This window comes from Nocardiopsis kunsanensis DSM 44524 (assembly GCF_000340965.1).
GTDB classification, from domain to species: Bacteria; Actinomycetota; Actinomycetes; order Streptosporangiales; family Streptosporangiaceae; genus Nocardiopsis; species Nocardiopsis kunsanensis.
Map to the genome: position 1 here is coordinate 242776 of NZ_ANAY01000002.1, position 26658 is coordinate 269433.

Below are 26658 nucleotides of genomic sequence, written 5' to 3' on the forward strand. Positions count from 1 at the left end.
ACCCCCAGTCGTGGGCGTAACGGACTGCTGTAGGGGCAGTGGACGTCCGCCCGGAACTCGGGTGGGCCCGGACCGGTCCGGGAGGGCGCATTGACAACAGTGCTGATCGCGCATTTCATCGCTGCGGCAGTGGCGCCCTTACTGGTGAGCAGGTGGGGCCGTAACGCCTTCCTCGCGCTCGCCGTGGTACCCGGCCTGTCCACGGTCTGGGCCTTCTTCCAGATCCCCACCGTCCTCGACGGCGGTGCGCTGTCCTCCTCCTACGCATGGGCCCCGGAGTTCTCCCTCCGCCTGGGCCTGCACATGGACGCACTCGGCCTGCTGATGACCCTCATCGCGGCCGGCGTGGGCACGCTCATCCTCATCTACTGCGCCCGTTACTTCAGCGACTCCGAGGCCGGGCTGGGCCGCTTCGCCGGGGTGTTCGTGGCGTTCGCCGGTGCGATGCTCGGTCTCGTACTGGCCGACGACCTCATCCAGCTCTTCGTGTACTGGGAGCTGACCACGGTCTTCTCCTATCTGCTCGTGGGACACAGCACCGAGCTGAAGGAGAGCCGCCGCGCTGCCATGACGGCGCTGACCGTCACCACGTTCGGTGGCCTGGCGATGCTCGTCGGCATGGTCATGCTCGGCGAGACCGCCGGGACCTACGTGATCGCCGAGATCGTCGAGGCCCCGCCCGACGGTGCGATCATCGACGCCGCGCTCGTACTGGTCATGATCGGCGCGATGTCGAAGTCGGCGCTGTTCCCGTTCAGCCTGTGGCTGCCCGCAGCCATGCGCGCTCCCACACCGGTCTCCGGATACCTGCATGCGGCGGCGATGGTCAAAGCAGGTGTCTACCTGGTCGCCCGTCTCACCCCTGCCTTCGGCGACGTGGCCGTGTGGCAGACGATGGCGGTGTTCTTCGGTGTCCTGACCATGGTGTTGGCAGGGTGGAAGGCCCTGCACCGGACCGACCTGAAGCTCGTCCTGGCGTCGGGCACCATCAGCCAGCTCGGCTTCCTCATCGCCCTGCTCGGCACCGGCAACCAGTACGCCGCCCTCGCCGGCATCTCCATGCTCTTGGCGCACACTCTCTTCAAAGCGCCGCTGTTCCTGGTGGTCGGCATCATCGACCACAGCACCGGTACCCGGGACATCCGTAAGCTCTCCGGGTTGCGCGGATCGATGCCGGGAGCGTTCTGGGTCTCGGTCGTGGCAGCGGCTTCCATGGCCGGGCTACCACCCACCCTCGGCTTCGCCGCCAAGGAACTGGCCTTCGGCGCCTACGTCGGCGGCGGGCTCGTCGACATCGCCGTCCTGGTCGGGCTGGTCGTGGGTTCCACCTTCACCGTGGCCTACAGCCTGCGGTTCCTGTGGGGGGCCTTCTCCACCAAGGAGGGCGTTCCCGATACCCGGGTGCACGCGCCCGGGCCGCTCTTCCTGGCTCCTGCCACGGTCCTGGCCGCGCTCAGCCTCCTCGGCGGCCTGTTCTCCTCCCAGCTGGACCCGCTGTTCGCCCTCTACGCCGACACCGTCGAGCCCCTCGGCCCCGGTGGCCACGAGGCGCACCTGGCGCTCTGGCACGGTTGGGAGCTGCCGCTGCTGCTGTCGGCACTCTGCCTCGTCGGCGGTGCGCTCCTGTTCAGGTTCCGGGACGGGGTGGAACGCCTCAACAACGCCACCTCAGTGGTCGACGCCGACCGCAACTACCGCCGCATGCTCGCCGGGCTGGACAAACTCGCCCTGCAGGCCACCGGCGCCACCCAACGCGGTTCACTGCCGGTCTACCTCGGCACGATCCTGATCGTGCTGATCATCGGCGCGGTCTGGCCGATCGTCACCGGCCGTATCTGGGAGCTGCCCACACCGGAACTGCGTCTGTGGGACACCCCGATCCAGGTCATCCCGGCCGTCATCATGATCGTGACCGCCCTGGCCGCGGTCTTCGTGCGCCGCCGCCTGTACTCGGTGATCCTGATCGGCATCAGCGGTTACGGTTGCGCGGCCCTGTTCTACCTGCAGGCGGCCCCCGATATCGCGCTCACCCAGTTCCTGGTGGAGACCGTCAGCCTGGTCGTGTTCGTGCTGGTGCTGCGGCGTCTGCCCACGAACTTCTCGGCGCCCGCCCTGCGCGGCCGCCGTATCTGGAACCTGGCCATCGGTGCCGCCGCCGGCCTGGTCGCCTCGTTCATGACCTATTACGCGCTGGCCGGCCGACAGGAGGAGTCGATCGCCTCCATGTACCCGGACGCCGCACGCGACGCCGGGGGCGAGAACATCATCTCGGTGCTGCTGCTCGATGTCCGTGCCTGGGACACCATGGGCGAGATCTCGGTGCTGGCCGCCGCCGCTGCCGGTGTGGCCAGCCTTATGTTCCTGCGCCGCCGTCCCCAGTCCCGGAAGGTCCCCGACCGGGTGATGGCCCTGTCGGTCACCCCTCCGCCGGAGCAGCCCAACGGACACGACGACGTGGACCTGGGCAAACTCTCGTTCGCCCCGACGTCCATGCACGTCAGGCCACGGTGGAACCGCACGTGGTTGCCGGGCGCGGACACCCTGCCCACCGAGCGCCGCTCGATCATCTTCGAGGTCGTCTCACGCTTCCTCTTCCCGGTGATCATGGTGATCTCGCTGTACCTGCTGCTGACCGGCCACACGGCCGTCGGCGGCGGTTTCGCCGGCGGCATCGTGGCGGGGCTCGCCTTCATCGTGCGTTACCTGGCCGGGGGCCGTTACGAGCTGTACTCCACAGCGTGGGTCCAGCCCGGGGCACTCATCGGCACGGGTCTGGCCGTGGCCACCGGCACCGGTCTCGCCGGTGCGCTCTTCGGCGACGCCGTCCTCGCCGGAGCCCACGGATACGTGGACTTCTGGATCTTCGGTGAGGCCCACCTGACCGTGTCCATGTTCTTCGACGTCGGTGTCTACCTACTGGTGATCGGCCTGATCCTGGACATCCTCAGGAGCCTGGGCGCCCGCATCGACGAACAGATCGAGAGGGATGCCTCCGAGACCGACGAGGAGTCCCGGGCCGAGGCCACCAAGCGAGCCGAGGAGGTCACCTCGTGAGCGATTCACCGAGCCTGACCCTCGTCATCGTCATCGGCGTCCTGGTCGCCGTGGGTGTGGTGCTGCTCCTCGAGCGCAGCCTCACCCGCGTCCTCCTCGGTTTCGTGGTGATGAGCAACGGGGTCAACCTGATGCTTCTGGCCGCCGGAGGCCAGAAGGGCGGTCCCCCCGTCCTCTGGTTCGGCGACGAGACCCGCATGACCGACCCCCTGCCTCAGGCGATGATCCTGACCGCGATCGTCATCACCCTGGGATTGACCGCGTTCCTGTTGGCGATGGCCTACCGGAACTGGCAGTTGGAGGGCAACGACGAGGTCCAGGACGACGCCGAGGACCTCCGGATCGCGTACGGCGAGGGCCGGCGCGCGGTGCGGCACCGCTTCCAGCAGGAACGCCGCCGTCTGCGGGCCGACATCCGCCGCCAGCGGGCCGAGCTCCAGGCCACCATCGCGGCCGCCGACGCCCAGGAGCTGGCCGAACAGGCCCGTATCAAGGCGGAGATCGCCGCGGCCCAAGCCGAGCTGGCGCGCCACGAGGTCGAGGCCGAGGACGGAGAGGCCGATGAGCGCTCGCAGGAGACCATGCGCCGTCTCAGTGAACGTTCGGAGACCATGACTGCCCAGGTCAACGAGTTGCGCGGCCGTATCCGACTGGGCCGGCGCCGCCTGCGGGAGCACCGTAGGGCCGACCGTGCCGCCGAGCGTGAGCTCTGGCGCGAGCTGCGGCGCAGGATCCGCGCCCAGCGGCGGGAGGCGAGCCGGTCGATGCGTGCGGAGCGTGAACGCCTCGCTCGTGCCGAGGACAGCGACCTGCAAGGGAGCGAGTGACCATGGGCGAGTTCTTCCTCGCAGACATTCTCCATCTGCTCGTTCCGCTGCCGGTGATCCTGCCGCTGTTCGCGGCGGGGGTGAAGTTCGCGCTCGGGACCCGTTGGACCAGGCTCCAGCAGTGGTTGAGTGTGGGAACGCTCGCCATCGTGCTGGTGGTCGGTCTGCTGCTGATGTTCGGCGCGCACGAGCTCGGACCGCAGGCCGTGCAGGTCGGTGGGTGGGAAGCCCCCATCGGCATCACGTTGGTCGCCGACCGGCTCGCCGCGCTGATGGTGACGGTCTCGGCCGCGATCACTCTGGCGGTGCTGATCTACTCGATCGGCCAGGGCATGGCCCCCAAGGCCGAGGTCGCGCCGTTGTCGGTGTACCAGCCGACCTATCTGATCCTGGTCGCGGGTGTTTCCAACGCTTTCCTCGCGGGTGACCTGTTCAACCTGTACGTGGGGTTCGAGATCCTGCTGACCGCCAGCTACGTGCTGCTGACCCTGGGCGGGACCCAGTCGCGGATGCGCGCGGGCGCCATCTACGTCGTGGTGTCGCTGGTGTCGTCGGTGCTGTTCCTGATGGCGATCGCACTGATCTTCGCCGCGACCGGCACCGTGAACATGGCGCAGTTGGGCAAGCGCCTGCCCGAGATCAACAACGAACTCTGGCTGGTGCTGGAGGTCGTGCTGGTCATCGCCTTCGCCATCAAGGCGGCGGTGTTCCCGCTCGCGGCCTGGCTGCCGGACTCCTATCCGACCGCCCCGGTGCCGGTCACCGCGGTGTTCGCCGGCCTGCTGACCAAGGTGGGCGTGTATTCGATCATCCGGGTCGAGACGCTCATGTTCCCCGGAACGCAGATCAACACCCTGCTGATGTGGGTGGCGCTGGCGACGATGATCATGGGCATCCTCGGTGCGGTCGCGCAGAACGACATCAAACGTTTGTTGTCGTTCACCCTGGTCAGCCATATCGGTTACATGATCTTCGGGGTGGGGCTCGGCAGTGAGCTGGGTATGGCCGGCGCGGTGTTCTACATCGCCCACCACATCACCGTGCAGACCACGTTGTTCCTCATCACGGGGCTGATCGAGCGCAGGGGCGGGTCCGCGTCGTTGGACCAGCTCGGCGGGCTGGTGCGTATCGCACCGGTCCTGGCGGTCCTGTTCTTCATCCCGGCGATGAACCTGGGCGGGATCCCGCCCATGTCGGGCTTCCTCGGCAAGATCGGCCTGATGCAGGCCGGTATCGACGCCGGGACACCGCTGGCCTACACGCTGGTGGGTGTGTCGGTCCTGACGAGCCTGCTGACGCTGTACGTCATCGCGCGGGTGTGGAACTACGCGTTCTGGCGCACACCCTCCGAGGGCATGGTCGCCGAGCCCGGCACCGTCCTGGAGGACACCGAGGCCGACTCCTCGTCGACGGCGGCGTTGGGTCCGTCGGACGAGGCCGTGGGCCCCTCCTCCCGGATCGGCGACACCGCCGTGTCCGCGCCGGTGGTCACCTCGGTCGTGCTGCCCCGGAGCATGGTCGGCTCCACCATGGCGCTGGTCGCCTTCAGCCTGGCGCTGACGGTCTTCGCCGGCCCGCTCATCGGTTACGCGTCCGACGCCGCCGTGGAACTGATGGCTCGGACGTCCTACATCGACGCGGTCCTCGGAGGTGAGTGATGAAGAAACAGACACCGCCGAGGAGTATTCGCGCCCTGGGGCTGCGGCGCCGGCTCGGTAAGATCCAGCTCCCCGTCGCGCTCGGTATGACACTGGTGTGGATGATGCTCTTCGACGGCTTCCGTCTGCGCCCGGAGTCGTTGGGGCTACTGGTGCTGGGCTTCCTGGTGTCGGTGGCGATCATGCTGGTCTTCCCGCTGCCGCCGATCAAGCCCGGGTTCCGGTTCTGGCCGGTCCGAGGGGTGTGGATGATCGTCTACATCGCTTGGAAGATGTTCGTGGCGAGTTTTCAGGTGACCGCTCAGGTCTTCACCCCGGGCACGGTGCACAGCTCCGTGATCTCGGTGAAGCAGCGCACGGGTTCCGACCTGATGCTGGTGTGCACCGCCATCGTCACGACGGTGATCCCGGGCAGTGTCATCGTCGAGGTGGGTCAGACCGAGCGTGAACTGTTCGTGCACGTGCTCGGCGCGGACACCGACGAGAAGGTACGCAGGGCCGAGCAGGACGTGCGTGCTCTCGAGGAGCTCCTGGTGCGCGGTCTGGGCACTCGTGCCGACATCGCCGAGTTGGAGGAAGCCCTGGCTTCCGGAGAGGGGCGCGTGTGACCGTCCTCTGGATCGTGATCGCGGTGGCCCTCGCCGTCGCCGCGCTGCTGGGTACCGCCCGGCTGTTCATGGGACCCAGCATCCTGGACCGGGCCCTGTCGGTGGATGTGCTGATCGCCTCGGCCATGACCGGCCTGGGCGCCTATGCGGCCTTCCACCAGGACCCCACCCTCATGCCGACCCTGATGGTGTTGGCTCTGCTCGGTTTCACGTCGTCGGTCAGCATCTCGAAGTTCGTCGCCCGGCGTCCCGAGGAGTACGCCCCTCCCCGCGGGACGACCGATGAGACCGGTACGGGCTCGCAGCAGAACGCCCCGGGCAAGGAGGGTTCATGAGCGAAGTGTTCGTGCAGGTGCTCGACTGGATCGCCGTCCTGTGCCTCCTGGCGGGGGCACTGCTGACACTCGTGGCGGGCATCGGCCTGATCCGTTTCCCCGACCTCCTGTCGCGGATGCACACAGCGGCCAAGCCGCAGGTGCTGGGGTTGCTGCTGGTGCTGGTGGGGCTCGCGATCAGGCTGGTGCCCGTGGAGACCAACGTGTTCAACGCCGGGACCCTGGCGCTGGTGGGCCTGTTCCAGATCGTGACGATCCCCGTTGGCGGGCACATCGCGGCGCGTGTGGGCTATCGGTCGGGGCGCATCCAGCAGGATCTGCTGGTCCACGACGCGCTGGCCGACCGGCTCGCGGAGAAGGAGCGTGCGCAGGAGGCCGAGCGCCAGGAGGAGGAACAGGCGCGGGAGAGGGCCGAACACCAGGAGGGACGGGCGCAGGAGGCAGAGCGCACCGAGCAGTGAGGTGTGGCTGCGCAGAGGATCGGGAGGGCTCGGCGCCGGGCGCGGTGTCGAGCCCTCTCCGTCCGGGGTCCGGTTCGGTGCGGAGTACGCCTCTCGGTTCCCGGAGACCGTTCAGCGGGCGGGACCGCCGCCACGTTCCTCCTCCGACGGGGCCTGCCGGGGATCCACCCGGCTCACGGCACGGTAGTGGGCGCGTATCCGACGGTGAGTGGTTCCCGGGGCGATCTCCGACGGCAGGTTCTCGCGACTGCTCTCCACAGTGGCCTCGCCGTCCTCACCGAAGACCGTTCTCACCTCCGGCACTTGGTGGAAGGTCAGCTCCTCCGCGCTCGCCCACGCGCCGATCTCGACGTCGGGCCTGTCACGCGGATCTTCCCAGGGCATGGGTCTCATTCCCCTTCACGCGCTGCCCGCACCACTCGCGAGGCCGCACCGCCGAGCTCGCGCCCGAGCTGTTTGGCCCCCGCTCCCAGCCCTTTGAGCACCCTCTCACGGGCGGCCGAGAGAGCCTGTCCGGCCTCGGCCCGAGCCCGCTCCCAACGCTCGGTGTCGGACTCGTCGTCGGGCTGCCCGGTGTCGTCGTCCTCGGTCCGGTCGATGTCGGACTCGTCGTCGGACTTCTCAGCGACAGTTCCGCCGTCGGCTCCGGACCCGGCCCCCTCGGACCCGGTGTCTTCGGCACCGGCCTGATCGCTACCGGCCTCGTCCTCGGCCTGCTCGGTGCCGGACTCCTCCTCGGGACGGTCGTCCGTGGTCCTGTCCTCGGGACGCTCGACGGCGGCCTCGGGCTCGGTCCCATCGGTCTCGCCCCCGGCCTCGGGGCCCTCGTTACCGGCCTGATCGCCCCCGGGACCGTCGTCGTGCCGTCCGGTACCGGCGGCCTCCCCGGGCCGTTCGACGTCCGTCGTCTCCCGGCCGGTCACCGGTTCCGCCGGGGAAGCGGCTCCGGGGCTCTCCGTCTGCTCCACCGCGGTTCTCATTCCGGGGACAGCCCCTCCCCCGCTGTTCTCCGTCCCGGGGCCCCGGGATCTCTTCTCCACCCCGGCATCCTGTCCGACACCGGTCCCAGGGGCCGTATCGGCGATGTCGGTGCTGTCGCCGAGGTCACGGGCCACCGCGCCCGCGCTGCCCGCAGCCTCCTCGGCCGCCCTTCCGGCCCCTTCGGCCACGCCGCCGACGCCTTCGGTCGCCTTGCCCACGCCCTCGGTGATCCCTTCCGCCGTCCGGCCGAGGTCGTCGGCCGCTTTTCCGGCCGTATCGGCGACCGTACGGGCCGCCGCCTCGACGATCTGCGGGTTCTCGTCGATGGTCTGCAGGACCCTACCGATGATCGACTCCACGTTGTCGAGCCGGACCTTCAGGAGGGCCTGGGCCTGGACGCCCTTGATGTCGAGCCGGACCCCGCTGAGGTCCACGTCGGCCCCCACGTCGAGTTGGAGGAGATCCAGGACTCTGGCCTGGAGGGCGACCCGTGCCCGGAGTTCGTCCACCTCCAGGTCGATCTCGTCCACGTTCAGGCGGGGCACGTCCAGAAGGACGTCGGGCTCGTCATCGCCCTTTCGCGGTCGGTCCTCGGCGGTTCCGGTCCCGGAGGTGTGTGTCCCGTCCGCGTTACGGTCCGCAGGGTCCTTCGATTCCTCCGTCAGCCAGGGGGCGTAGTGCTCTGTCTCGTCTGGCTCACCCATGTCTCCCCTCTCCGCGCCGTGCGCGTCGGAGAGTCGACCGGTACACCGCCCGTACGGTTCGGAGGGCGACCGGGCCCCGTGTCGCGCTCATTCGCGGAGCACGGACACGAGGGCTTCTGACCTGGCCTTTCAATGCTCTTCCTGTCGGCGAACCCCTGTCAAGCGGGTGAGGTGGTGCGAGTATCCGGCCGCCTTCCCTGCCCCCGTCTCAGATCCCGGCGGCCTCCTCGTCCGACATCAGCCGGGACCGGACGAGGAAACGGCGCCCGGTCGGGGCCTCCACCGAGAACCCCGACCCGCGGCCCTCGACCACGTCGATGGTCAGGTGGGTGTGGCTCCACAGGTCGAACTGCGAACGCGACATCCACACCGGAACCGTCTCGGGTGCCCCGATGTCGAGGTCGCCCAGGTGGACGTCGGCGGCGCCGACCCGGAACTCCCCCTCCGGATAACACATCGGGGAACTGCCGTCGCAGCAACCGCCCGACTGGTGGAACATGAGGGGCCCGTGGGTCCCGCGCAGTTCCCGGAGCAGGACCGCCGCCTCATCGGTGACGGCCACTCGCTCCACCTCAGCTCGGCCCGGGTCCGGGGCACTCATCAGAACAGCCCCTGGGCCTGGTCGGAGTAACTCACCAGCAGGTTCTTGGTCTGCTGGTAGTGGTCGAGCATCATCTTGTGGTTCTCCCGTCCGATCCCCGAGTGCTTGTAACCGCCGAAGGCCGCGTGCGCCGGGTAGGAGTGGTAGTTGTTCACCCACACCCGTCCGGCCTGGATGTCGCGTCCGGCACGGTAGGCGGTGTTGCCGTCCCGCGACCACACGCCCGCGCCGAGGCCGTACAGGGTGTCGTTGGCGGTCTTGATCGCGTCGTCGTAGTCGGTGAAGCGGGCCACGGACACGACCGGGCCGAAGATCTCCTCCTGGAAGATGCGCATGGCGTTGTTGCCCTCGAAGACCGTGGGGGCGACGTAGTATCCACCGGAGAGCTCCCCTCCCAGGTCCACGCGTTCGCCGCCGGTGAGGATCTCGGCTCCCTCGCGCTTGCCGATGTCGATGTAGGACAGGATCTTCTCGAGTTGATCGTTGCTGGCCTGAGCCCCCACCATCGTCTCGGTGTCCAGGGGGTTGCCCTGTTTGATGGTGCCGAGGCGGTCCAGGGCTCGGGCCATGAACGAGTCGTAGACCGAGTCCTGGATCAGGGCGCGGGACGGGCAGGTGCACACCTCCCCCTGGTTGAGGGCGAACATCGCGAAACCCTCCAGCGACTTGTCGTAGAAGGAGTCGTCGGCGGCCGCGACGTCCGAGAAGAAGACGTTCGGGCTCTTGCCGCCCAGTTCCAGGGTGACGGGGATGAGGTTCTCGGACGCGTACTGCATGATGAGGCGCCCGGTGGTCGTTTCCCCGGTGAAGGCGACCTTGCGCACGCGCGGGTTGGCGGCGAGGGGCTTTCCGGCCTCCGCGCCGAAGCCGTTGACGACGTTGAGCACGCCGGGCGGCAGCAGGTCGGAGACGAGGTCCATCAGGACCAGGATCGAGGCCGGTGTCTGCTCGGCCGGCTTGAGCACGACGGCGTTACCGGCGGCGAGTGCGGGCGCGAGTTTCCACGTGGCCATGAGCAGGGGAAAGTTCCACGGGATGATCTGGCCGACCACACCCAGCGGCTCCTGGAAGTGGTAGGCGATGGTGTCCCCGTCGATCTCCGAGCTGTGGCCCTCCTGGGCACGGATGACGGCAGCGAAGTAACGGAAGTGGTCGATGGCCAGGGGGACGTCCGCGGCGAGGGCCTCGCGCACCGGTTTCCCGTTCTCCCAGGCCTCGGCGACCGAAAGTTTCTCCAGATTGGCTTCCATGCGGTCGGCGATGCGGTTGAGCACCAGGGAACGCTCTGCCGCCGTTGTACGGCCCCAGGCCGGTGCCGCGCCCCAGGCGGCGTCGAGGGCGAGTTCGACGTCGTCCGCGTCGCTCTGGGCGACCTCGGTGAAGGTCTGCCCGGTGACGGGGGTGGGGTTCTCGAAGTAACGGCCCTTGGCCGGGCGGACCCACTCACCGCCGATCCAGTTCTCGTAACGCGGGGCGTACTCGACGATGCTCTCGGGCTGTCCGGGTGCAGCGTAAACGGCCATGCCTGCCTCCTTGCGTCACAGGCCGCAGCTCTGCGGCCGCGGCCCACTCGGGCCATGAGTGAGACGCTAGTCACACAGACGTTGCGACCACGTTGCGAGCCTGTGCGTCCGGCAGGGACACGCACCGGAGGGGTCAGTGGGCGAGCCAGGCCAAGCGGCCGGCGAGGATCCGGCGGCGCGGGGAGTCCGGGGGCAGAGCGGCGGCGGCCGCGGAGACGGCCCGCGGGTCCTCGTTCCAGGCCGGGTGCTCGACCCAGGCCAGAAGGGTTCCGGGGTCGTCGGCGGCCTCCAGTACGGCACACAGTTCGGCCTGCAGCTCCCCGCGTGCCTCGCCCACCCCGGGTGCCGTGGACGCGGGCAACAGATGCCCGGGGTAGGCGTCGAGGGCCTCGGCGAGAGCGCCCTCGGCCAGCAGAGCACGCACACGGTCGGCGTCGGTGCGCACTGGCACACGAAACCGATAGGGGCGGGAAGCCACGACGTCCTCGCCGAGCAGGCGCCGCAGACGCGCCACCTCCGCTCGGACAGTCACGGGGGACGTGCCGCGGTCGGTGAGCAGCGCTCCGAGAACGCCCCCGGTGAGGCCCGCGGGGTGTCGGGCCAGGAGCAGGAGGAGCTCCGAGTGGCGCAGACTGAGCTCGATGGTAGCGCCTCCGGAGGTGAACGCCGCACGGTCCCGGCCGAGCACTCGCAGCTCGGCGGCTCCTCGCCCGGAACCGTGCGGTTGCGGTTCCCACACCGGGCTTCCCGCGCTCGACGGCCGCGCCCGCACGCACGTGGCACCGTTCCCGGGCACCCTCGCCGTCTCGGGCGGCCCGGCCCTCTTCGGCGCCGTCCCGGAGGGTGCCGGGTCCGCACCGTCGGCGCCCGTCCCCGGCAGCCGTCCGGCTGCGTACAAGGCACGCATCTCGGCGTCGGCGGCCGAAGCCGCCGCGCGTACGAGTGCCATCGCCGAGGGCGAGGCGGCGTGGTCGGTCCCGGTCAGGTCCAGGAAGCCGAGCACCTGCCCGGTGGCGGGGTCGTGCAACGGCGCGGCGGAGCAGCTCCATTCGTGGACGCCCCGGGCGAAGTGTTCGACCGCGAAGATCTGGACCTCGTGGTCGACGGCGAGGGCGAGTCCGGGGGCGTTGGTCCCGGCGGACCCCTCGTCCCAGCTGGCTCCCTCGACGAAGCGCATGTCCTCGGCCCGGGTCCGCAGGCGGTGATCGCCCTCGACCCACAACAGGCGCCCGTCGGCCTCACCCACGGCGACGATCTGCGGTTCCGGGGCCGTTTCGACGAGAAGGTGGCGTACCAACGGCATGACGGCGGCGAGCGGGTGCGTTCTTCTGCGCTCGTGCAGGTCGTGTGTGTCGAGTTCGACCCGGGGGCCGGTGGTTGCGGGGTCCACGCCGTGGCGAGCGCTGCGCAGCCACGACTCGCCCACGATCGGCCGCACGCGCACGTCGACCCGACCGGAGTCGGTGAAGTGCTCGTGGGCCTCCTCCACCTCCCGACGCACGGTGTCGGGGTCGGCCGTCCACGGCCACGCGTTCGCTGAGCCGGACATCGGGTGCCCCCTCCGTCGCAGTGGCGGCTGTCCCTGCGGACACCGTCCCGGACCCCTGATTGAAACCTCCCGCACGTGGCCTGACAAGGGGTTTCACCGGATCGGGTCAGGCTCGCGGCCGACGGGAGCGCGCGCCGGGGCCGGCGGCCGGTGCTCCGGCGGGACGAGCAGGGGCGCCCGCCGAGCTCTGCGGGCGCCCCTGCGGTATGCCCTGTGGGACCGTCAGACGGAGGCGCTCTCCTTCTGTCCCTCGGCCGCGGCCTGCGCCATCTTCCTGTGGCGGCGCCGGAGCACGACGAGTCCGAGGAAGAGGGCCGCGACCATGGTGCCCGCCATGATCGCCAGGAAGCCCCAGGCGCCGACGAGCGGGCTGACGATCAACGGGATGGCCGCGGCGGTGACCAGTCCCCCGCCGAAGAACGGCTCGAAGACGAGCTGCTTGTACCCGAACGCAGGGTAGGCGGGTGTCTTGGCCTCGGGGTCGACGACGCGCATGAGGACCATGCCGGTGGCCGTCACGCCCATGGACTGGCCGAACTCGCCGATGCCGCGCTCGAACCAGTAGTTCGGCATCATGCGCGGGGCCAGGACCAGGAACGCGAACAGGCACCAGACGATCCCGGAGATCGCCAGGATCGCGAAGACGGCGATGTTCTCGGCGATGGCCTGCAGAGACAGCGTGGCCATGGCGGCGATGATGAGCACGTCCAGCGACATGCCCTGGATGCGTTCGACGGAGCGCTCGTCCACGAGGTGGTTCTTGTCGAACCGGTCGATGACGATCTGGACGACGATGCCGCCGATCATGGCGAGCGGGAACAGCGGCACGTACGCCATGATCTCGATGGTCTCGGCCCACAGGGCCTGCTCAACCCACTGCAGACCGGACAGGATGAGCTGGCCGATGATGATGGCGACCGCGATGAGCCCGAAATGCAGGGTGAGCGGGTCCATGGACGAGGGGTGGATCGTCATGGTCGAACCGGCGGTGCGGTTCTCGTGCTCGATGAGGCCGGCCTGCTCTTTGTCCGTGCCCTTGTTGTCGGCATCGATGACCCGGGTCTTCTTGGTGCGGGCACCCCAGTTGATGAGGATGATGCCGATGATGACGCCGGAGAGGAGACCGACCGTGGCCATGCCCAGGGCGAGGTCCTGTCCCTCGGCCCAGCCGACCTGTTCGAAGGTGTTGCCCAGGCCCGCCGCGGTTCCGTGGCCGCCGAGGAAACCGATCTCGATGAGGGCACCGGAGAAGAGCGGTACCCCGAAGACCGGGGCGAGGACGAAGATGGCCAGGAGCAGGCCGATGACGTACTGGCCGCTGGCCACGGTCACACCGAAGGCCAGGTTGGGGCCGGCGAGGTCGACGGTCTCCTTGAGCTTGGGCATGCGCTTGCCGAGGAAGAGGCTCGCGAAGACCACGGAGATCAGGAGGCCGGGCAGGGTCGACCAGACCGACATGATCTCCTCACCGAAGAGACCGCCCGCCCGGAGGCGCTCGGCGAGACCCTCGGCGATCCCCTGGTCGGCCAGCAGACCCGAGAGCCTTCCGAGGATGTCGGGCCCGAGGAGCAGCGCGATGCCGCCACCGATGATCGAACTCGGCAGGTAGAGCTTCTGCGAGAGTTTCCACTTCACCCGGACGAGTTTGGAGAGCAGCAGCAGACCTCCCAGCAGGAGGAGCGCGAGACCGACGGATTCAGCCGACATTTCTACCTCTCAATGCGGTCCCGTAACGGGTGGTTCAGGGCAACATTCGGCCCCTGAACACCCACCCGGGCCGCGTCGGCTCATGACGCGTCGGGTGCACGGATGCTCCAGGGGCGGTGGCTGGGAGGTAAGTCGCTCACCGGAGTGACCCAGGTGACGCGATCGCTCGGGCGATCCTATACACGCGTCGAACGTGATCCCCACATACCGAGGGAAGACTTCGAGGCCATGTGGGGTCCGGATGAGCCGTGCCGCAGCACCAGGGAGGTTACCCACGGGTCACTTGGCTTTCACAGTGACAAAGGTCTCCCCTATGACCTGCAAAAATACGCTCATGGCCGGATCCGGGGGCTCGGCGCGGCTGTCGCACACGCAGTTCTTCACGGTGAGCGACGACCATCACTCGACCCCGCCGCACACCGATGCCGCGGCGCCACCGGACCGTGACCGCACTGCAACGCGATCAGCCCCGTTCAGGCGGACCGGCCGGTGCGGCCGGAGGCATCGGGCCGGCCCGGGACCTCCGGCCGGACGACACCCGTGTACCAACGCCGCGAAGGGCCGATCTCGTTGAGGAGCAGGAGCAGGGTCGGCACCGCTACCGCGAGCACGGGGTTGACACCGTTGACCCGGTCCACGGCGGCGCACAGGTAACCGAACACGACCGTGAGCCGCACCAGCAGGCGTGTGCGCCTCCCGCCCCGGCCCAGGGTCGCGGCGACGTAGACCTGGAAGGGCAGGCGCAACGCGGCGACCGCGGTCAGCGCCAGCGCCGTACCCCTGGTGAGCCCGCCCTGCCGTTCGAACCACACGGGTTCGACCACGACGAGGCCCACCAGGGACAGGAAGTACACGAGGGCGACGATCCCCGTCCACAGGAGGAGCAGGACACGGACCGCGACGAGGGGTACGGGCACGCCGATCATGCCCTCCCCCTACCCGGGGCGGGCCCCGGCAACGGCGCGTCCTCAGTCGGTCAGGCCCAGCGGCCCGGTCGGGGCGGGCGCGAAGAAGCGCTCCACGTCGGTCACACCGGCCAGGGTCGGCGGGTCCCAGTGGGGATCGCGGTCCTTGTCCACGACCTGGGCACGGATGCCCTCGGCGAGGTCGGAGCCGGTCAGGAACGCGCAGGAGACCCGGTACTCCTGTTCCAGGACGGCCGGGAGATCGGGAAGGTCACGAGCCCGGCGCAGGGCCTCCAAGGTCACCTTCACCGACGTCGGGGACTTGCTCAGGACGGTCTCGGCGGCCTTCTCGGCCTCGGGTGCCCCGTGGCCGCGCAGCCGGGCCACGATCTCCTCGGCCGTGTCGGCGGAGTAACAGGCGTCGATCCACCCCCGTTCGGCCCACAGCGGGGCCTCGGGCGCGGGCTCGGCGAAACGTTCCACGACCGCGGTGATCCCGCCGGCGGAGGAGACCGACAGCAGCGCCTCGGTCAGCCCCGGGAGGCGCTCGGAGGGCACGTAGTGGTCGGCCAGGCCCAGGCGGATCGCGTCACCGGCACCGGCCGAACCCGCGGTCAGCGCCAAGTGGGTACCGAGCTCCCCGGGTGCGCGCGAGAGGAGGAAGGTACCGCCCACGTCGGGGGTGAAGCCGATGGTGGTCTCGGGCATGCCGACCTTGGAGCGTTCGGTGACCACCCGTACGGACCCGTGCGCGGACACACCCACGCCGCCGCCCATGACGACGCCGTCCATGAGGGCGACGTAGGGCTTGGCGAAGCGGGCGATGCGGGCGTTGAGCAGGTATTCGTCGCGCCAGAAGGCCGAGGCGCCACTGCCGTCGCCCAGGGCGCTGTCCCGCATCGCACGGACGTCACCGCCCGCGCAGAGACCTCGGTCGCCGGCGCCGTCGATGACGACCGCGTCGACACGGTCGTCCTTCTCCCAGGCGGCCAGGGTCTCGTCGAGGCACTGGACCATGGGGTGGTCGAGGGCGTTGATCGCGCGGGGCCGGTTCAAGGTCAGCCGGCCCACGCGCCCGTGGACCCCGACCAGTACCTCTGGCTCGGTACTCACGCGGCACCTCCGGCGGCTGCGGCGGTGTCGTTCACGCAGTGGCTCATGGTGATCGGTCCCCTTCCTCGGCACTGGTGCGGCCGGAACGATCCTCTCAACCGTGAGCGGGTGAGGTGGTGAGCGGGTCCGGGACAGCTCCGGCCTGTTCTCCCGGAGCGCGGCGGGGACCGGGGCCTCGTCCGGTGCGGCCCGGCCGGGGCTCCGCCCGCCCGCCGGCTGCTCGGTGCTCCTCCGAGCGCGGGGTGCGGACCGGAGCGGTCACAAGCACCCACTGGAGGAAGCCTTGGCCGGTGCATGTGGACCGTGTTCAGATGGTGGCAGGAGCCGTACCAGAGCTTCCAGGGAGGCATGATGCGTGCCGTACGTGTGCACCAGTACGACAATCCTCCGACGATCGACGATGTCCCGGACCCGCGTGTGGGAGGGCCGCTGGACGTGCTGGTCGAGGTGAACGCGGCCGGGGTCTGCCGCACCGACCTGCACGTCATCGAGGGCCAGTGGGCGGACAAGAGCGGGGTCCGGCTCCCTTGCACGATCGGCCACGAGAACGCTGGGACGGTCGTGGAGACCGGGTCGGCCGTGACCAACGTGCGTGTCGGGGACCGGGTGATCCTCCACCCGCTGGTCACATGCGGGCTCTGCCGGCCCTGCCGCGCCGGCGACGACGTGCACTGTGAGAACTCGGCCTTCCCCGGGATCGACACCGACGGGGGCATGGCCACCTACCTGCGCACCAACGCACGAGCCTGCGTGGTGCTCGACGAGGACCTGCCCCCGGCCGAGGTCGCCGCGCTGGCCGATGCCGGGCTGACCGCTTACCACGCTGTGCGCAAGGCCGTTCCGCTCCTGCATCCGGGTGCGCACGTGGTGGTCATCGGCGCGGGCGGGCTCGGCCACATCGGGATCCAGTGCCTGCCGGCGATGAGTCCGGCCGATCTGACGGTGGTGGATCGGTCGGCCGAGGTGCTCGGGGTCGCCGAGGAGCTCGGGGCACGTGAGACGGTCCTGGCCGACGGCGACCAGGTGGAGAAGGTCCTGGACCTGACAGGTGGACAGGGCGCCCACGTGGTGCTGGACTTCGTCGGTGAGGGCGGAACCGAGCAGGAAGGCATCGCGATGACCCGCGACGCCGGGAGTTACTTCGTCATCGGTTACGGCGGGGCGCTCGGGGTGGCCACCATCGATGTGATCTCCCGCGAGATCAACGTGGTCGGGAACCTGGTGGGGACCTACAACGATCTGCAGGAGCTCATGGCTCTGGCTGCGCGGGGACGGGTACGCCAGCGCACGCGCACCTATCCGTTCGACCGGGCTCTGGAGGCCCTGGACGATCTGGACCACGGGCGCCTGCCGGGTATGCGGGCGGTGCTGGAGCCCGTACCCCTGTGAGACCCGGTCCTCGGTGCTCTCAGCAGTGCTGGGAACGGACGGTGGTGCTTCAGGAGGCACCGTCAACGGACCGATCGGTCCCGGTGCTGCCCGAACCGAGCGCGCCCAGCAGGAACTCCATGGTCCGCTCGCGCACGGCGGGCAGTGTCCCCGGGGCCGCGGCGACCTCGTGGACGGCGGCTGCCATGGTCCCGGAGAGCAGCCGGGTGGTCAGGCCGGGGTCCCCGCCGACCCGGAAGCGGCCCTGTTCGGCACCGTCCTCGACGATCGCTGTCAGGTCGGCGACGACACTCGCGAACGGTGCGCCGGCGCTGCGGCCGACGTCCTGGGGCAGGGCCCCGGTCAGGCTCTGCAGGAGCAGGTGCCGGTGGGTACCGGAGACGAAGAAGGAGAGCAGGGCGCCCACGGTCGCCGACAGGCGCTCGAGCGCTGATCCGGGCCCGCCGGCGATGTCGGAGATCCGCGGGGCCAGGTCGTTCCCGGCGCGTTCGGCCGCGGCCGCGAGCAGGTCCTGCTTGTCGCGTGCGTAGTTGTAGATGGTGTTGCGGGCGATCCCGGCCTCGGCGGCGATCTGGGCCAGAGTGACGGAGTCGGCTCCCCGTTCGGCGAGCAGGCGCTCCAACGCGTCGAGAAGCGATCCCCAGACCAGGTCGTGGTGTGCGGACAGACTGCCCGCCTGAATCCTCGGCATGCCTCCAGTATCGGGGGTGAGGCCCACCGCACAGGAATTTTCACGACGCGACGTCGCGAAGTAGGGGTACGGTTTTCACGACGAGAGGTCGCAAAACCAACCGGAGGGCATCTGCCCTCCTCCCCACCGCAGCGAGGAGAACGACGTGAGCAGCGACGCACCGCTGACCGCCCACAGCACCATCGGCACCTGGCTCGACGACCCGGAAGGACGCCGTGCCATGGAAGGACTCCTGTCCGCCTCGGGTGTGGACCCCGACTCGCTGGCACCGGTGCGGTCGATGCCCCTGGTCCAACTCGTCGACCTCAGCCGGGGTGCCCTGACCCGGGAGACCGTCGATACGCTGGTCCGCTCGGTCAACGGTGGTGAGGTCCCCGAGGAGGAGCCCGGTGCGGTCTGGCGCGAGCGCATCGTCCCCGGCCGCTTCGAGGGCCGGACCGCCGTCGTCACCGGCGCGGCCTCCGGTATCGGGCGGGCCACCGCTTCCCGTGTCGCGCGCGAGGGCGGCCGTGTCATCGCCGTGGACCTGGCCGCCGAGGGTCTTGGGCAGCTGGCCGCGGACCTGCCCGGCAGCGACGTCGTCCCCGTCACCGCCGACCTCACCCGCCCCGAGTCGATCGAGGACGTGATCGAGGCCGCCGGGCCGCGTGTGGATGCGCTGGCCAACGTCGCCGGGGTCGTCGACGACTTCTCGCCGCTGCACGAGGTCACCGACGAGGCCTGGGAGAAGATCTTCGCGATCAACGTCGACGGCCTGTTCCGTCTCAGCCGTGCGGTGATCCCACTGATGCTGGAGGCCGGCCGCGGATCGATCGTCAACGTCGCCTCGGAGGCGGCGCTCAAGGCGTCCACCTCGGGCACGGCCTACACCGCCACCAAACACGCGGTCGTCGGCATCACGCAGAGCAGCGCCTTCATGTACGGGCCGCAGGGTCTGCGCGTCAACGCGGTCGCGCCCGGCCCCGTCGCCACCGCGATCTCCGGGGGTATGTCCATGTCGGAGTTCGGGCGTGAGCGCACGGGCGGGTTCATGCAGCTCATCCCGCCGGTGTCCACAGCCGAGCAGCTGGCCGCCTCGATCACGTTCCTGCTCAGTGACGACGGCGTCAACATCAACGGTGCCGTCCTGCCCTCCGACGGCGGTTGGTCGGTTCAGTGACCCGCGGCAGCCCTGGAGATCGGCCCTGCCGCGCTCCCGGAAGTGCCTATCCTGTGCTGCATGGCCCATTCACGCCGCCGGCCGCCGTTGAGCAGCGATCTCGCCCAGCGTGTGGTCGACCTGATCGCGCCGACGATCAGCCACAACATCAACGTGATGGATGAGCACGGCACGATCATCGCGTGTCTGGATCCCGAGCGGCTCGGCACGCTGCACCGAGGCGCCCAGCGTGTGATCGCCGAGGGCCGCACGATCCGTGTGGAGAACCCCGAACCGGGTACCTCCGACCGGCCCGGCGTCAACGAACCGCTCGTCGTCGACGGGGAACTGCGCGGGGTCGTCGGTGTGACCGGCCCCCCGCAGGTGGTCGCGGCCCTGGCTCGGGTCGTGGCCCTGACCGTGCAGCTGCTCATCGCCCAGGAGCACGAACAGGATGCCGCGACCCGGCGCCACACCGACGCCCGCGACCTCATCGCCGCCCTGAGCGCGGGCACCACCCGGCCCGACGCCGCACGGGTGCGTCTGGCCGCCACCGGGCTCTCCCCTCCCTGGTCGATCGCCCTGTGGACCTCCGAACGCCCCCGCGAGGACTCCGCCGCTGCCCCTCCCCCCTCCGCCGCGACCGCCGTAACCCGTATCAACACCGACTCCGGGCGCCGCGCGGCGGTGTTGCACGGCGCGCTCTGGCTCGTCAGCTCCGGCCCGCCTCCCAGGCCCGACGCCGCCGGGCTCTCGCCGGGGTGCCGACACACCCGCACCGAGCCCACCGATGACGTGGAGGTGCTGCTGGCCCACGCCGAGGAGTCCCGGGCCCTGTGCAGGTACGGGGCGCTGCTCCCCGTCCTCGGTGCCGACGGGCCGTGGTCGCGCGAGACGGCGGTCGCCGCCGCCCACCTGCCCCGCCGCTCCCTGGAACGGCTGGCCCGGCGCGCTGCAACGCTCAGCCCCGCCCACCGTTCCACCGTCACCGCGGTCGGGTCGACGATCTCCATGCAGGCCGCCGCGGACTCCATGTACGTGCACCGCAACACGCTCCTGCAGAGGGTCGAACGCATCCGGTCCCTCACCGGGCTCGACATCCGCCGCGGCGACGACCGCGGCTCACTCGACCTGGCACTGTACGCACTCACCGCACTGGGCGAATCGCACATACACGCCGGATAAAAGCGCAGGGAACCTGGGCGCCATAACGTCGAACCGCACCATGCGTGTGCTTAAACTTTCCGACATGTCAAAAGTGGTTCACACGCGTGGCGGGGACGCCCCCGTCCGTGTCGCCGTACTCCCCGACTCCTTCAAGGGGAGCGCCCGCGCCACCGACGCGGCCGAGGCGATGGCGCGGGGAGCCGAGCGTGCCCTGTCCGGCCGTCCCGGCGGTGTGCACATCGATGTACTCCCCTTCGCCGACGGCGGCGAGGGCACCCTGGACGCCCTGCTCGGTTCCTGGGGCACCCCCGTCCTGACCGTGGACACCACCGACGCCGTGGGCCGTCCCACGACCGCCCGCTACGGCCTCTCCCCCGACCGCACCCGCGGTGTCGTGGAGGCCGCCGAGGCCAACGGCCTGCCGACCGTCTCCGATCTGCCCCTGCGGCCGCGCACCGCCACCACCCGCGGGATCGGCCCGCTCGTGGAAGCGCTGCTCGACGCAGGGGTCGAGGAGATCCTGTTGTGCATCGGCGGTTCGGCCACCACCGACGGCGGGACCGGGCTGCTCCGCGCGCTGGGAGCCCGTTTCCTGGCCGCCGACGGCACCGAACTGCCCGACGGCGGCGGCAGCCTCACCGACCTGGAACGCATCGACCTGGACGGGTTGGACCCCAGGGCACGGTCCGTCCGGTGGCGCATCGCCTGCGACGTCACCAACCCTCTGGTGGGTGAACGCGGCGCCGCGGCAGTCTTCGGCCCCCAGAAGGGCGCCGGCCCCGAGGACGTGCGTGTACTCGACGCCGGCCTGGACCGACTCGCCGACGTGCTCTCCGAGAGTACGGGGACCGACGTCCGGGACCGCGAGGGCATGGGTGCGGCCGGGGGACTGCCCGCGACTCTGACAGCGGTCCTGGGCGCCGAACTCCTCCCCGGAGCCCGCCTGGTCGCCCAGACCCTGGACGCCGAACGGCTGGTCGCCCGGGCCGATCTCGTGATCACCGGCGAGGGCCGCTTCGACCGCCAGTCGCTCGACGGCAAGGTCGTGGACGCGGTCCGTCGTATGACCCCCGGCCACGTCCCCGTCCTCGTGGTCGCGGGCAGTGTTGCGGTGGGCCCCGAAGAGCTCGAACGCTCCGGGGTCACCGCGGCACTGTCGATCGCGCAGGGGCCCGAAAGCCTCGACCGGATGCGGGAGCACGCGCTCCCCGACATCACCTGGACGACCTACAACGGCTGTCGGCTCCTGGCCCACTCCCTCGCACCGTCCCGCTCGCAGAAAGAACCACGCCCGTGACCGCGCTCCTCATCCTTGTCCTGCTCGTGGCGGGCATCGTGCTCGTCACCGCCCGCTGGAAGATCAGCCCCTTCCTCGCACTCATGGGCGCGGCCCTCCTCGGAGGTTTCGCCTTCGGCCTGCCACCGACGGAGATCGTCGGAACCATCACCGAGGCCTTCGGCGGCACCCTCGGCAACATCGGTCTGGTGATCCTGTTCGGCACCATGATCGGGGTGATCCTGGAACGTTCCGGCGCCGCGATCGCGATGGCCGAGGCGCTCATCAAGGTGCTCGGGACCCGCTTCCCGAACCTGACGATGTCGCTGATCGGCTACATCGTCGCCATCCCGGTCTTCTGCGACTCCGGGTACGTCATCCTCAACTCGCTGCGCAAGGCCATTACCCTGCGCACGGGGGTGTCGGCTCTGGCCACGTCGATGGCCCTGATGACGGGTCTGTACGCCACACACACCCTGGTGCCGCCCACACCGGGTCCGCTCGCGGCCGCCGAGAACATCGGTATCACCCACAACTTGGGGCTCATCATCGCTCTCGGCGTTCCGGTGGCGGCGATCGCGGCGCTGGCCGGCCTGGCCTACGCGAGCTCGTTCAGCCGCAAGGAGTTCACGCCGTTGCCGGCCGAGGAGGGCGACGACCTCGCTGTCCAGCAGTCCTGGGAGGAACTGCGCGAGAGCTACGGCAAGCTCCCCAACCCGTTCCTGGCGTTCTTCCCGATCCTGTTGCCGTTGGCGCTCATCTGTGTCGGCTCCGTGGCGGAACTACCCGGTGCGCCCTTGGGTGAGGGCATGTTCCTCGACGTGGCGGCCTTCCTCGGTACCCCGGTGATCGCGCTGATCCTGGGCCTGGCCGCTGCCACCCCACTGCTGCGGGGACACGGCAAGCTCGCCCGGTTCAACGAGCAGATGAACGACTCGGTGCGCGTGGCCGCACCGATCCTGCTCATCACCGGTGCCGGTGCCGCCTTCGGTTCCGTCCTCGAGGCTTCCCCGATCACGGGCTTCCTGGAGGAGAACCTCAGCGGCCTGGGGCTGGGCCTGGCCGTGCCGTTCCTCGTCGCCGCCGCACTCAAGACCGCGCAGGGCTCGTCGACGGTGGCTCTGGTCAGCACCTCGGCGCTGATCGCACCTATGCTGCCCGCGCTCGGACTGGGGTCACCCGAGGGGATGGCGCTGTCCGTGCTCGCCGTCGGTGCGGGTGCGATGGTCCTCTCCCACGCCAACGACTCCTACTTCTGGGTCGTCTCACAGCTGAGCCGGATCCCTGTCGGGACCGCCTACCGCACCCTCAGCGTCGCCACCGCGATCGAGGGCACGGCCGCGTTCGCGACGATCTGGGTCATCGGCCGGTTCCTGTTGTGACCCACCGGCTGCACACACCGCGCCCCGGGCGGGGAGCATCCCCGCCCGGGGCGCGGTACTGCGTGTGTGAGGGCGGTCCGCCCCACGCAGTCGCGGGTCCGGCCCGTGGGAGTGCGCAACAGCGGCGCGAGGTCCTCGCCGAAGGTGTACGGCCGGATCCGGCTGCCGTTGTCGTCGCCCCTGACGGCGACCTGGGCCGGGCACGGCGGTTCGCTCTCGGCCGTGGCCGGGGCGCCACCAGTACGGGTTCCCGGTGATCGGCTCGGCCGAGACGGCCAAGAACCGGGACCCGAGTTGCCGCAGGGGACGCGTCGCGGGCGCGGGGACGTCCTCGGCCGGGAGCGTGCGCCAGGGCCGCCGGCGGGGACGTGCAGCGGAAGACCTCTATCCGACGCGGCGGGCCGTGGACACCGGCGCCACCACGATCGCGACCGCGGAGAAGACCGCCGCCACAGCGAAGACGGCCGGGAGCCCGAGGAGGGTGATGACCGCGGCCATGAGAACGGGGGTCAGGGTCGTACTGATCCCTTGCAGCCAGTTCTGCACGGCCAGAGCGCGTCCGGCCCACGAGGTTCCGGCGAGCTCCGCGACGGAGGTGAACGTCAACCCGTTGTGCCACATGGTCAACATCAAGCCCGTCAGAACCAGCGGCACCGCCGTCCACGACCACAGCCCCGGAACCAAGGTCAGCAGCACGAGGGAGGTCCCCGACACGATCGCCAGCCACCGCACCGGTCGCAGACGGTCCCCGGTGCGGTCCGACCACATCCCCAAGAGCAGGCGGCCCGCGGCCCCGGGCACCTGGGCGGCGGCGACGACCACACCGGCTGCGGGGGCGGACCATCCCTGTTCCTGCACCAGGTAGACCAGCGCATAGGTCATCATCGCGACCTGCGGAACACCGAGCAGCATGCTCACCCCGTGCACGCGCCACAGGGCCCAGGTCCGGTAGGGCGAACCGGAAGAGTCACCAGCGTCGGGCACGTCCTCCCGGCCGTGACCGCCGCGGTCCCCCTCGGTCGCAGGCGTGGGCGGCGCCGAGGCCACGACGAGCACCAGCGGGGCGGCGATCAGCGCGAGCACGGCCGGGAGGCTCATCGCCGCGGCGAACCCCCACGCGTCGGCGGCGCCGGGCAGCACCAGGGACGAGATCCCCACACCCATGGGCAGCGCCGACTGGCGGATCCCCATCGCCAGCCCGCGTTCGGAGGGAGCGAACCAGACCAGGACGAGCCGTCCGCTGGCCGCGTTGACGGGCCCGCCGACCGCTCCGACCAGGAGCAGCACGGCACCGGCCGTCCACAGACCCGAGACGGTCCACAGGAGCCCCAGCGCACCGGCGGTCAGGAGCATACTCAGCGTCATGGTGACCCGCTCGCCGGCGCGGTCGATGACCACACCCCACAGCAGCAGGGTCAGGAGCAGACCGAACGAGGGCAGTCCCGCGAGCGCACCCGCCTGCGCGGTCGTGACCCCGAAGGCGTCCCTGATCTGGGGAAGGACGAAGGGGACACCGAACATCGCCGACACACTGGCGATCTGGGCCACCAGGCTGACGGTCAGGACCGACCAACGGTTGTGCACGAGCATCCGACCACCCTAGGGACCGGCCGGTGCTCGGCTCGAAGGCCCCGGGGACGGCCCGTACCGGGGAGGGATCAGCCCTTCCGGGCCGTGCTCTCCCCCTCCGGCACCGTCGCCGTTGCGTTCGCCGTACCGCCGTCACCGGACACGTCGAGCCCGATCCCGCGTGCCCACAGCAGCGTCGCGGTCTCCAGGGCGTTGTCGGGGTCGTGTTCCTGGCCGTGCAGGAACCACACCCGGGCGAAGTGCTCGACCATCCCGCCGAGCATGCTCGCCGCGGTTTCGGCGTCCAGAGCGGGGTCGGCCTCGCCCTCCTTCTGGAGCCGACGGACACCTGCGGCGATCCGGTCCACGAACAGGCCCCTGATCTCCAGGTAGACGTGGGCGAACCGGGGGTTGCGCGGGGAGACCTGCTCGACCACGTGCATCATGCGCGCGTTGTCCCGGTACACGCTCAGGAACCGTTCGGTGGAGGCCCGGATGCGGTCGACGGGGGCCGCGCCGGGCGGTTCGCCGGAGCGGGACGCCTCGAACATCTCGGCTGTGAGGCCCTTGGCGACCTCGTGCAGGGCATCGTCCTTGGAATCGAAGTAGGTGTAGAAGGTGCCGTGTGCGAGGCGAGCGCGGGCGGTGATCTCGGCGACCCTGGTCTCCTCGAACCCCTTCTCCTCGAACATCTCGCGTGCGGCCTGCACCAACGTGTTGCGGGTCCGGCGTCCGCGCGTAGTGAGCGGGCGCTCGTCCAGACGGCGCTCCCTCATCGCCTCGGTCTCCTCCCCGTTCCCGGCGGTGTGCTCCACCGCCCGGGATCGTAACAGCGGCCCCGGGACGGCGGGCCCGGTCAGCGCAGCGGCAGGAACTTGGTGATGACCTCGTTCATGATCTCGTAGGCGCCACCGCCGATGCTGAAGATGCGGGCGTCGCGGTAGTGGCGTTCGACCTCGCTGTCACGGACGAAACCTGCCCCGCCGTGGATCTGGACGGCGTTGTCGACGACGTGGTCGAGGGCCTCCGTGGCGGTGTTCTTGGCGACGGCGACCTCGGGGATGAGCTCTTCTCCGTCCTGGAGGCGCTCGGCGACGTGGCGGACGTAGGTACGGGCGACGGTGGTGCGGCGGTGCATCTCGGCGAGCCGGTGGCGCAGGACCTGGCGCTTTGCGAGCGGGCCACCGAAGGCTTCGCGTTCGCGCAGGTAGCGGGCGGACAGGTCGATGCAGCGCTGGGCGACGGCGACGGCCTGCACGGACATCCCGATCCGTTCACCGGCGAACTGGCGCATGATCTGGAGGAAACCCTGGTCGCGTTCGCCGACGAGGTTGCGGGCCGGGACGCGGACACCGTCGAAGGACAGCTCTGCGGTGTCGGAGGAGAGCCAGCCCATCTTGTCGAGTTTGCCGCCGGCCGTGAAGCCGGGGGTACCGGTGTCGACCACGAACAGGGAAATGCCCTCGTGGCCGGTGTCGGAGGTGCGGGCCGCGACGGTGACGAAGTCGGCGCGGTGGCCGGAGGTGATGAACATCTTGGTTCCGTCGATGACCCACTCGTCGCCGTCGGGCACGGCCCGGGTGCGCAGGCGGGCGACGTCGGACCCGCCGTCGGGTTCGGTGATGGCCAGGGCGCAGACACGTTCGCCCGCGAGGGTGGGGCGGACGTAGTCGCGTGCCAGGTCCTCGCGCTCACTGTCGACGAGGGCCGGCAGGGCGATCGCGTGGGTGAACAGCGACGCCAGGACCCCGCTGGGCACCCCCGTGTGCAGGAGTTCTTCGGAGACCACGAGCTGGTCGATCATCTCGCCCCCGCCGCCCACCCGCTCGGGCATCCCGAGTCCGAGCAGCCCCAGGTCGGCAGCGGCCCGGTGCAGGGACCGGGGGAGTTCGCCCTCCCGTTCCCAGCGGTCGGCGTGGGGCAGGATCTCCTTCTCCGCGAAGGCACGCACGGTGGCACGCAGTTCGGTGCGCTCGGGGGTGTTCCAGAGGTCGGCTCGGGGGGTGGAACTCATCGGTTC

Annotated in this window: 23 protein-coding genes; 11 read left to right on the top strand and 12 right to left on the bottom strand. The window is 70.1% G+C overall.

The genetic code is table 11. From position 1 onward, the window contains the following. The first annotated feature begins 99 nt into the window (after positions 1–99). From D456_RS0102480 to mnhG, 6 genes are read left to right on the top strand one after another with little or no spacing between them, the layout of a single operon-like run. Entirely contained in the window at positions 100–3054 is a 2955-nt protein-coding gene (locus tag D456_RS0102480; protein WP_017574568.1) for a Na+/H+ antiporter subunit A, read from the top strand. Next, positions 3051–3881 (top strand): Na(+)/H(+) antiporter subunit C, encoded by an 831-nt coding sequence (locus tag D456_RS0102485; RefSeq protein ID WP_017574569.1) that lies wholly within the window; start codon positions 3051–3053, stop codon positions 3879–3881. Before D456_RS0102480 ends, D456_RS0102485 begins: the two co-directional genes overlap by 4 nt. Positions 3882–3883: 2 nt before the next feature. Beyond that, on the top strand, positions 3884–5539 hold the full coding sequence (locus tag D456_RS0102490) for a Na+/H+ antiporter subunit D (RefSeq protein WP_193373800.1): 1656 nt from the start codon (positions 3884–3886) through the stop codon (positions 5537–5539). Continuing rightward, positions 5539–6147 (top strand): Na+/H+ antiporter subunit E, encoded by a 609-nt coding sequence (locus tag D456_RS0102495; protein ID WP_017574571.1) that lies wholly within the window; start codon positions 5539–5541, stop codon positions 6145–6147. Before D456_RS0102490 ends, D456_RS0102495 begins: the two co-directional genes overlap by 1 nt. Further along, positions 6144–6482, top strand: a complete 339-nt coding sequence (locus D456_RS0102500) for a monovalent cation/H+ antiporter complex subunit F (protein ID WP_017574572.1) — start codon at positions 6144–6146, stop codon at positions 6480–6482. Before D456_RS0102495 ends, D456_RS0102500 begins: the two co-directional genes overlap by 4 nt. Next, complete coding sequence (gene mnhG / locus D456_RS23515; RefSeq protein WP_017574573.1) at positions 6479–6943, top strand: monovalent cation/H(+) antiporter subunit G; 465 nt, start codon at positions 6479–6481, stop codon at positions 6941–6943. The genes D456_RS0102500 and mnhG overlap by 4 nt, the downstream gene beginning before the upstream one ends. Positions 6944–7054: 111 nt before the next feature. Here mnhG and D456_RS0102510 read toward each other — a convergent pair whose 3' ends face one another. The 8 genes from D456_RS0102510 to D456_RS0102545 all read right to left on the bottom strand — a co-directional run bounded on the left by D456_RS0102510 (position 7055) and on the right by D456_RS0102545 (position 16026). After that, entirely contained in the window at positions 7055–7327 is a 273-nt protein-coding gene (locus tag D456_RS0102510) for a hypothetical protein (RefSeq protein WP_017574574.1), read from the bottom strand. Positions 7328–7332: 5 nt separating this feature from the next. Further along, positions 7333–8628 (bottom strand): hypothetical protein, encoded by a 1296-nt coding sequence (locus D456_RS27735; protein WP_051049385.1) that lies wholly within the window; start codon positions 8626–8628, stop codon positions 7333–7335. A 208-nt stretch (positions 8629–8836) separates the two neighbouring features. Further along, positions 8837–9229 carry a DUF779 domain-containing protein gene (locus D456_RS0102520; RefSeq protein ID WP_026115507.1) on the bottom strand — a complete coding sequence of 131 codons (393 nt, stop codon included), beginning with the start codon at positions 9227–9229 and terminating at the stop codon, positions 8837–8839. Next, positions 9229–10752 carry an acetaldehyde dehydrogenase ExaC gene (gene exaC, locus D456_RS0102525; RefSeq protein ID WP_017574576.1) on the bottom strand — a complete coding sequence of 508 codons (1524 nt, stop codon included), beginning with the start codon at positions 10750–10752 and terminating at the stop codon, positions 9229–9231. Before exaC ends, D456_RS0102520 begins: the two co-directional genes overlap by 1 nt. Positions 10753–10885: 133 nt before the next feature. Beyond that, a complete protein-coding gene (locus D456_RS0102530; RefSeq protein WP_017574577.1) occupies positions 10886–12301 on the bottom strand; it encodes a GAF domain-containing protein in 1416 nt (471 codons plus the stop codon). 222 nt (positions 12302–12523) lie between these two features. After that, entirely contained in the window at positions 12524–14008 is a 1485-nt protein-coding gene (locus D456_RS0102535) for a sodium/glutamate symporter (RefSeq protein WP_017574578.1), read from the bottom strand. A gap of 473 nt (positions 14009–14481) precedes the next feature. After that, positions 14482–14934, bottom strand: coding sequence for a hypothetical protein (locus tag D456_RS24950; RefSeq protein WP_017574579.1), 453 nt, complete (start codon positions 14932–14934; stop codon positions 14482–14484). Between the two features lie 42 nt (positions 14935–14976). After that, entirely contained in the window at positions 14977–16026 is a 1050-nt protein-coding gene (locus D456_RS0102545; protein WP_017574580.1) for an enoyl-CoA hydratase/isomerase family protein, read from the bottom strand. Between the two features lie 294 nt (positions 16027–16320). Between D456_RS0102545 and D456_RS0102550 the strand changes: the two genes are divergently transcribed. Further along, a complete protein-coding gene (locus D456_RS0102550; RefSeq protein WP_017574581.1) occupies positions 16321–17415 on the top strand; it encodes an NAD(P)-dependent alcohol dehydrogenase in 1095 nt (364 codons plus the stop codon). A gap of 49 nt (positions 17416–17464) precedes the next feature. Here the strand turns inward: D456_RS0102550 and D456_RS0102555 are convergent, their stop codons facing one another. Continuing rightward, positions 17465–18106 (bottom strand): TetR/AcrR family transcriptional regulator, encoded by a 642-nt coding sequence (locus D456_RS0102555; RefSeq protein WP_017574582.1) that lies wholly within the window; start codon positions 18104–18106, stop codon positions 17465–17467. Between the two features lie 145 nt (positions 18107–18251). Between D456_RS0102555 and D456_RS0102560 the strand changes: the two genes are divergently transcribed. From D456_RS0102560 to D456_RS0102575, 4 genes are all read left to right on the top strand, one after another. Continuing rightward, entirely contained in the window at positions 18252–19265 is a 1014-nt protein-coding gene (locus tag D456_RS0102560) for an SDR family NAD(P)-dependent oxidoreductase (protein ID WP_017574583.1), read from the top strand. Positions 19266–19325: 60 nt separating this feature from the next. Beyond that, complete coding sequence (locus D456_RS0102565; RefSeq protein ID WP_026115509.1) at positions 19326–20429, top strand: sugar diacid recognition domain-containing protein; 1104 nt, start codon at positions 19326–19328, stop codon at positions 20427–20429. Positions 20430–20493: 64 nt separating this feature from the next. Then, on the top strand, positions 20494–21708 hold the full coding sequence (locus D456_RS0102570; protein ID WP_051049386.1) for a glycerate kinase: 1215 nt from the start codon (positions 20494–20496) through the stop codon (positions 21706–21708). Beyond that, the gene (locus D456_RS0102575) at positions 21705–23069 is read left to right on the top strand and encodes a GntP family permease (protein WP_017574586.1); all 1365 of its coding nucleotides are present in this window, start codon (positions 21705–21707) and stop codon (positions 23067–23069) included. Before D456_RS0102570 ends, D456_RS0102575 begins: the two co-directional genes overlap by 4 nt. A 384-nt stretch (positions 23070–23453) precedes the next feature. On the opposite strand, the gene D456_RS0102580 is transcribed toward D456_RS0102575, so the two are convergent. The 3 genes from D456_RS0102580 to D456_RS0102590 form a co-directional block, all read right to left on the bottom strand. Then, positions 23454–24659, bottom strand: coding sequence for an MFS transporter (locus tag D456_RS0102580; RefSeq protein ID WP_017574587.1), 1206 nt, complete (start codon positions 24657–24659; stop codon positions 23454–23456). A 68-nt stretch (positions 24660–24727) separates the two neighbouring features. Then, positions 24728–25414 (bottom strand): TetR/AcrR family transcriptional regulator, encoded by a 687-nt coding sequence (locus D456_RS23530; protein WP_051049390.1) that lies wholly within the window; start codon positions 25412–25414, stop codon positions 24728–24730. Between the two features lie 80 nt (positions 25415–25494). Then, entirely contained in the window at positions 25495–26652 is a 1158-nt protein-coding gene (locus D456_RS0102590) for an acyl-CoA dehydrogenase family protein (protein ID WP_026115510.1), read from the bottom strand. Positions 26653–26658: the final 6 nt, after the last annotated feature.

Coding starts and splice junctions, on each gene's coding strand:
- D456_RS0102570 (WP_051049386.1), top strand. CDS start 20,494: ATGTCAAAAGTGGTTCACACGCGTGGCGGGGACGCCCCCGTCCGTGTC.
- D456_RS0102590 (WP_026115510.1), bottom strand. CDS start 26,652: ATGAGTTCCACCCCCCGAGCCGACCTCTGGAACACCCCCGAGCGCACC.
- D456_RS0102580 (WP_017574587.1), bottom strand. CDS start 24,659: ATGCTCGTGCACAACCGTTGGTCGGTCCTGACCGTCAGCCTGGTGGCC.
- D456_RS0102530 (WP_017574577.1), bottom strand. CDS start 12,301: ATGTCCGGCTCAGCGAACGCGTGGCCGTGGACGGCCGACCCCGACACC.
- D456_RS0102555 (WP_017574582.1), bottom strand. CDS start 18,106: ATGCCGAGGATTCAGGCGGGCAGTCTGTCCGCACACCACGACCTGGTC.
- exaC (WP_017574576.1), bottom strand. CDS start 10,752: ATGGCCGTTTACGCTGCACCCGGACAGCCCGAGAGCATCGTCGAGTAC.
- D456_RS27735 (WP_051049385.1), bottom strand. CDS start 8,628: ATGGGTGAGCCAGACGAGACAGAGCACTACGCCCCCTGGCTGACGGAG.
- D456_RS0102510 (WP_017574574.1), bottom strand. CDS start 7,327: ATGCCCTGGGAAGATCCGCGTGACAGGCCCGACGTCGAGATCGGCGCG.
- D456_RS0102565 (WP_026115509.1), top strand. CDS start 19,326: ATGGCCCATTCACGCCGCCGGCCGCCGTTGAGCAGCGATCTCGCCCAG.
- D456_RS23530 (WP_051049390.1), bottom strand. CDS start 25,414: ATGAGGGAGCGCCGTCTGGACGAGCGCCCGCTCACTACGCGCGGACGC.
- D456_RS0102520 (WP_026115507.1), bottom strand. CDS start 9,229: ATGAGTGCCCCGGACCCGGGCCGAGCTGAGGTGGAGCGAGTGGCCGTC.
- D456_RS0102490 (WP_193373800.1), top strand. CDS start 3,884: ATGGGCGAGTTCTTCCTCGCAGACATTCTCCATCTGCTCGTTCCGCTG.
- D456_RS0102495 (WP_017574571.1), top strand. CDS start 5,539: ATGAAGAAACAGACACCGCCGAGGAGTATTCGCGCCCTGGGGCTGCGG.
- D456_RS24950 (WP_017574579.1), bottom strand. CDS start 14,934: ATGATCGGCGTGCCCGTACCCCTCGTCGCGGTCCGTGTCCTGCTCCTC.
- D456_RS0102550 (WP_017574581.1), top strand. CDS start 16,321: ATGTGGACCGTGTTCAGATGGTGGCAGGAGCCGTACCAGAGCTTCCAG.
- mnhG (WP_017574573.1), top strand. CDS start 6,479: ATGAGCGAAGTGTTCGTGCAGGTGCTCGACTGGATCGCCGTCCTGTGC.
- D456_RS0102535 (WP_017574578.1), bottom strand. CDS start 14,008: ATGTCGGCTGAATCCGTCGGTCTCGCGCTCCTCCTGCTGGGAGGTCTG.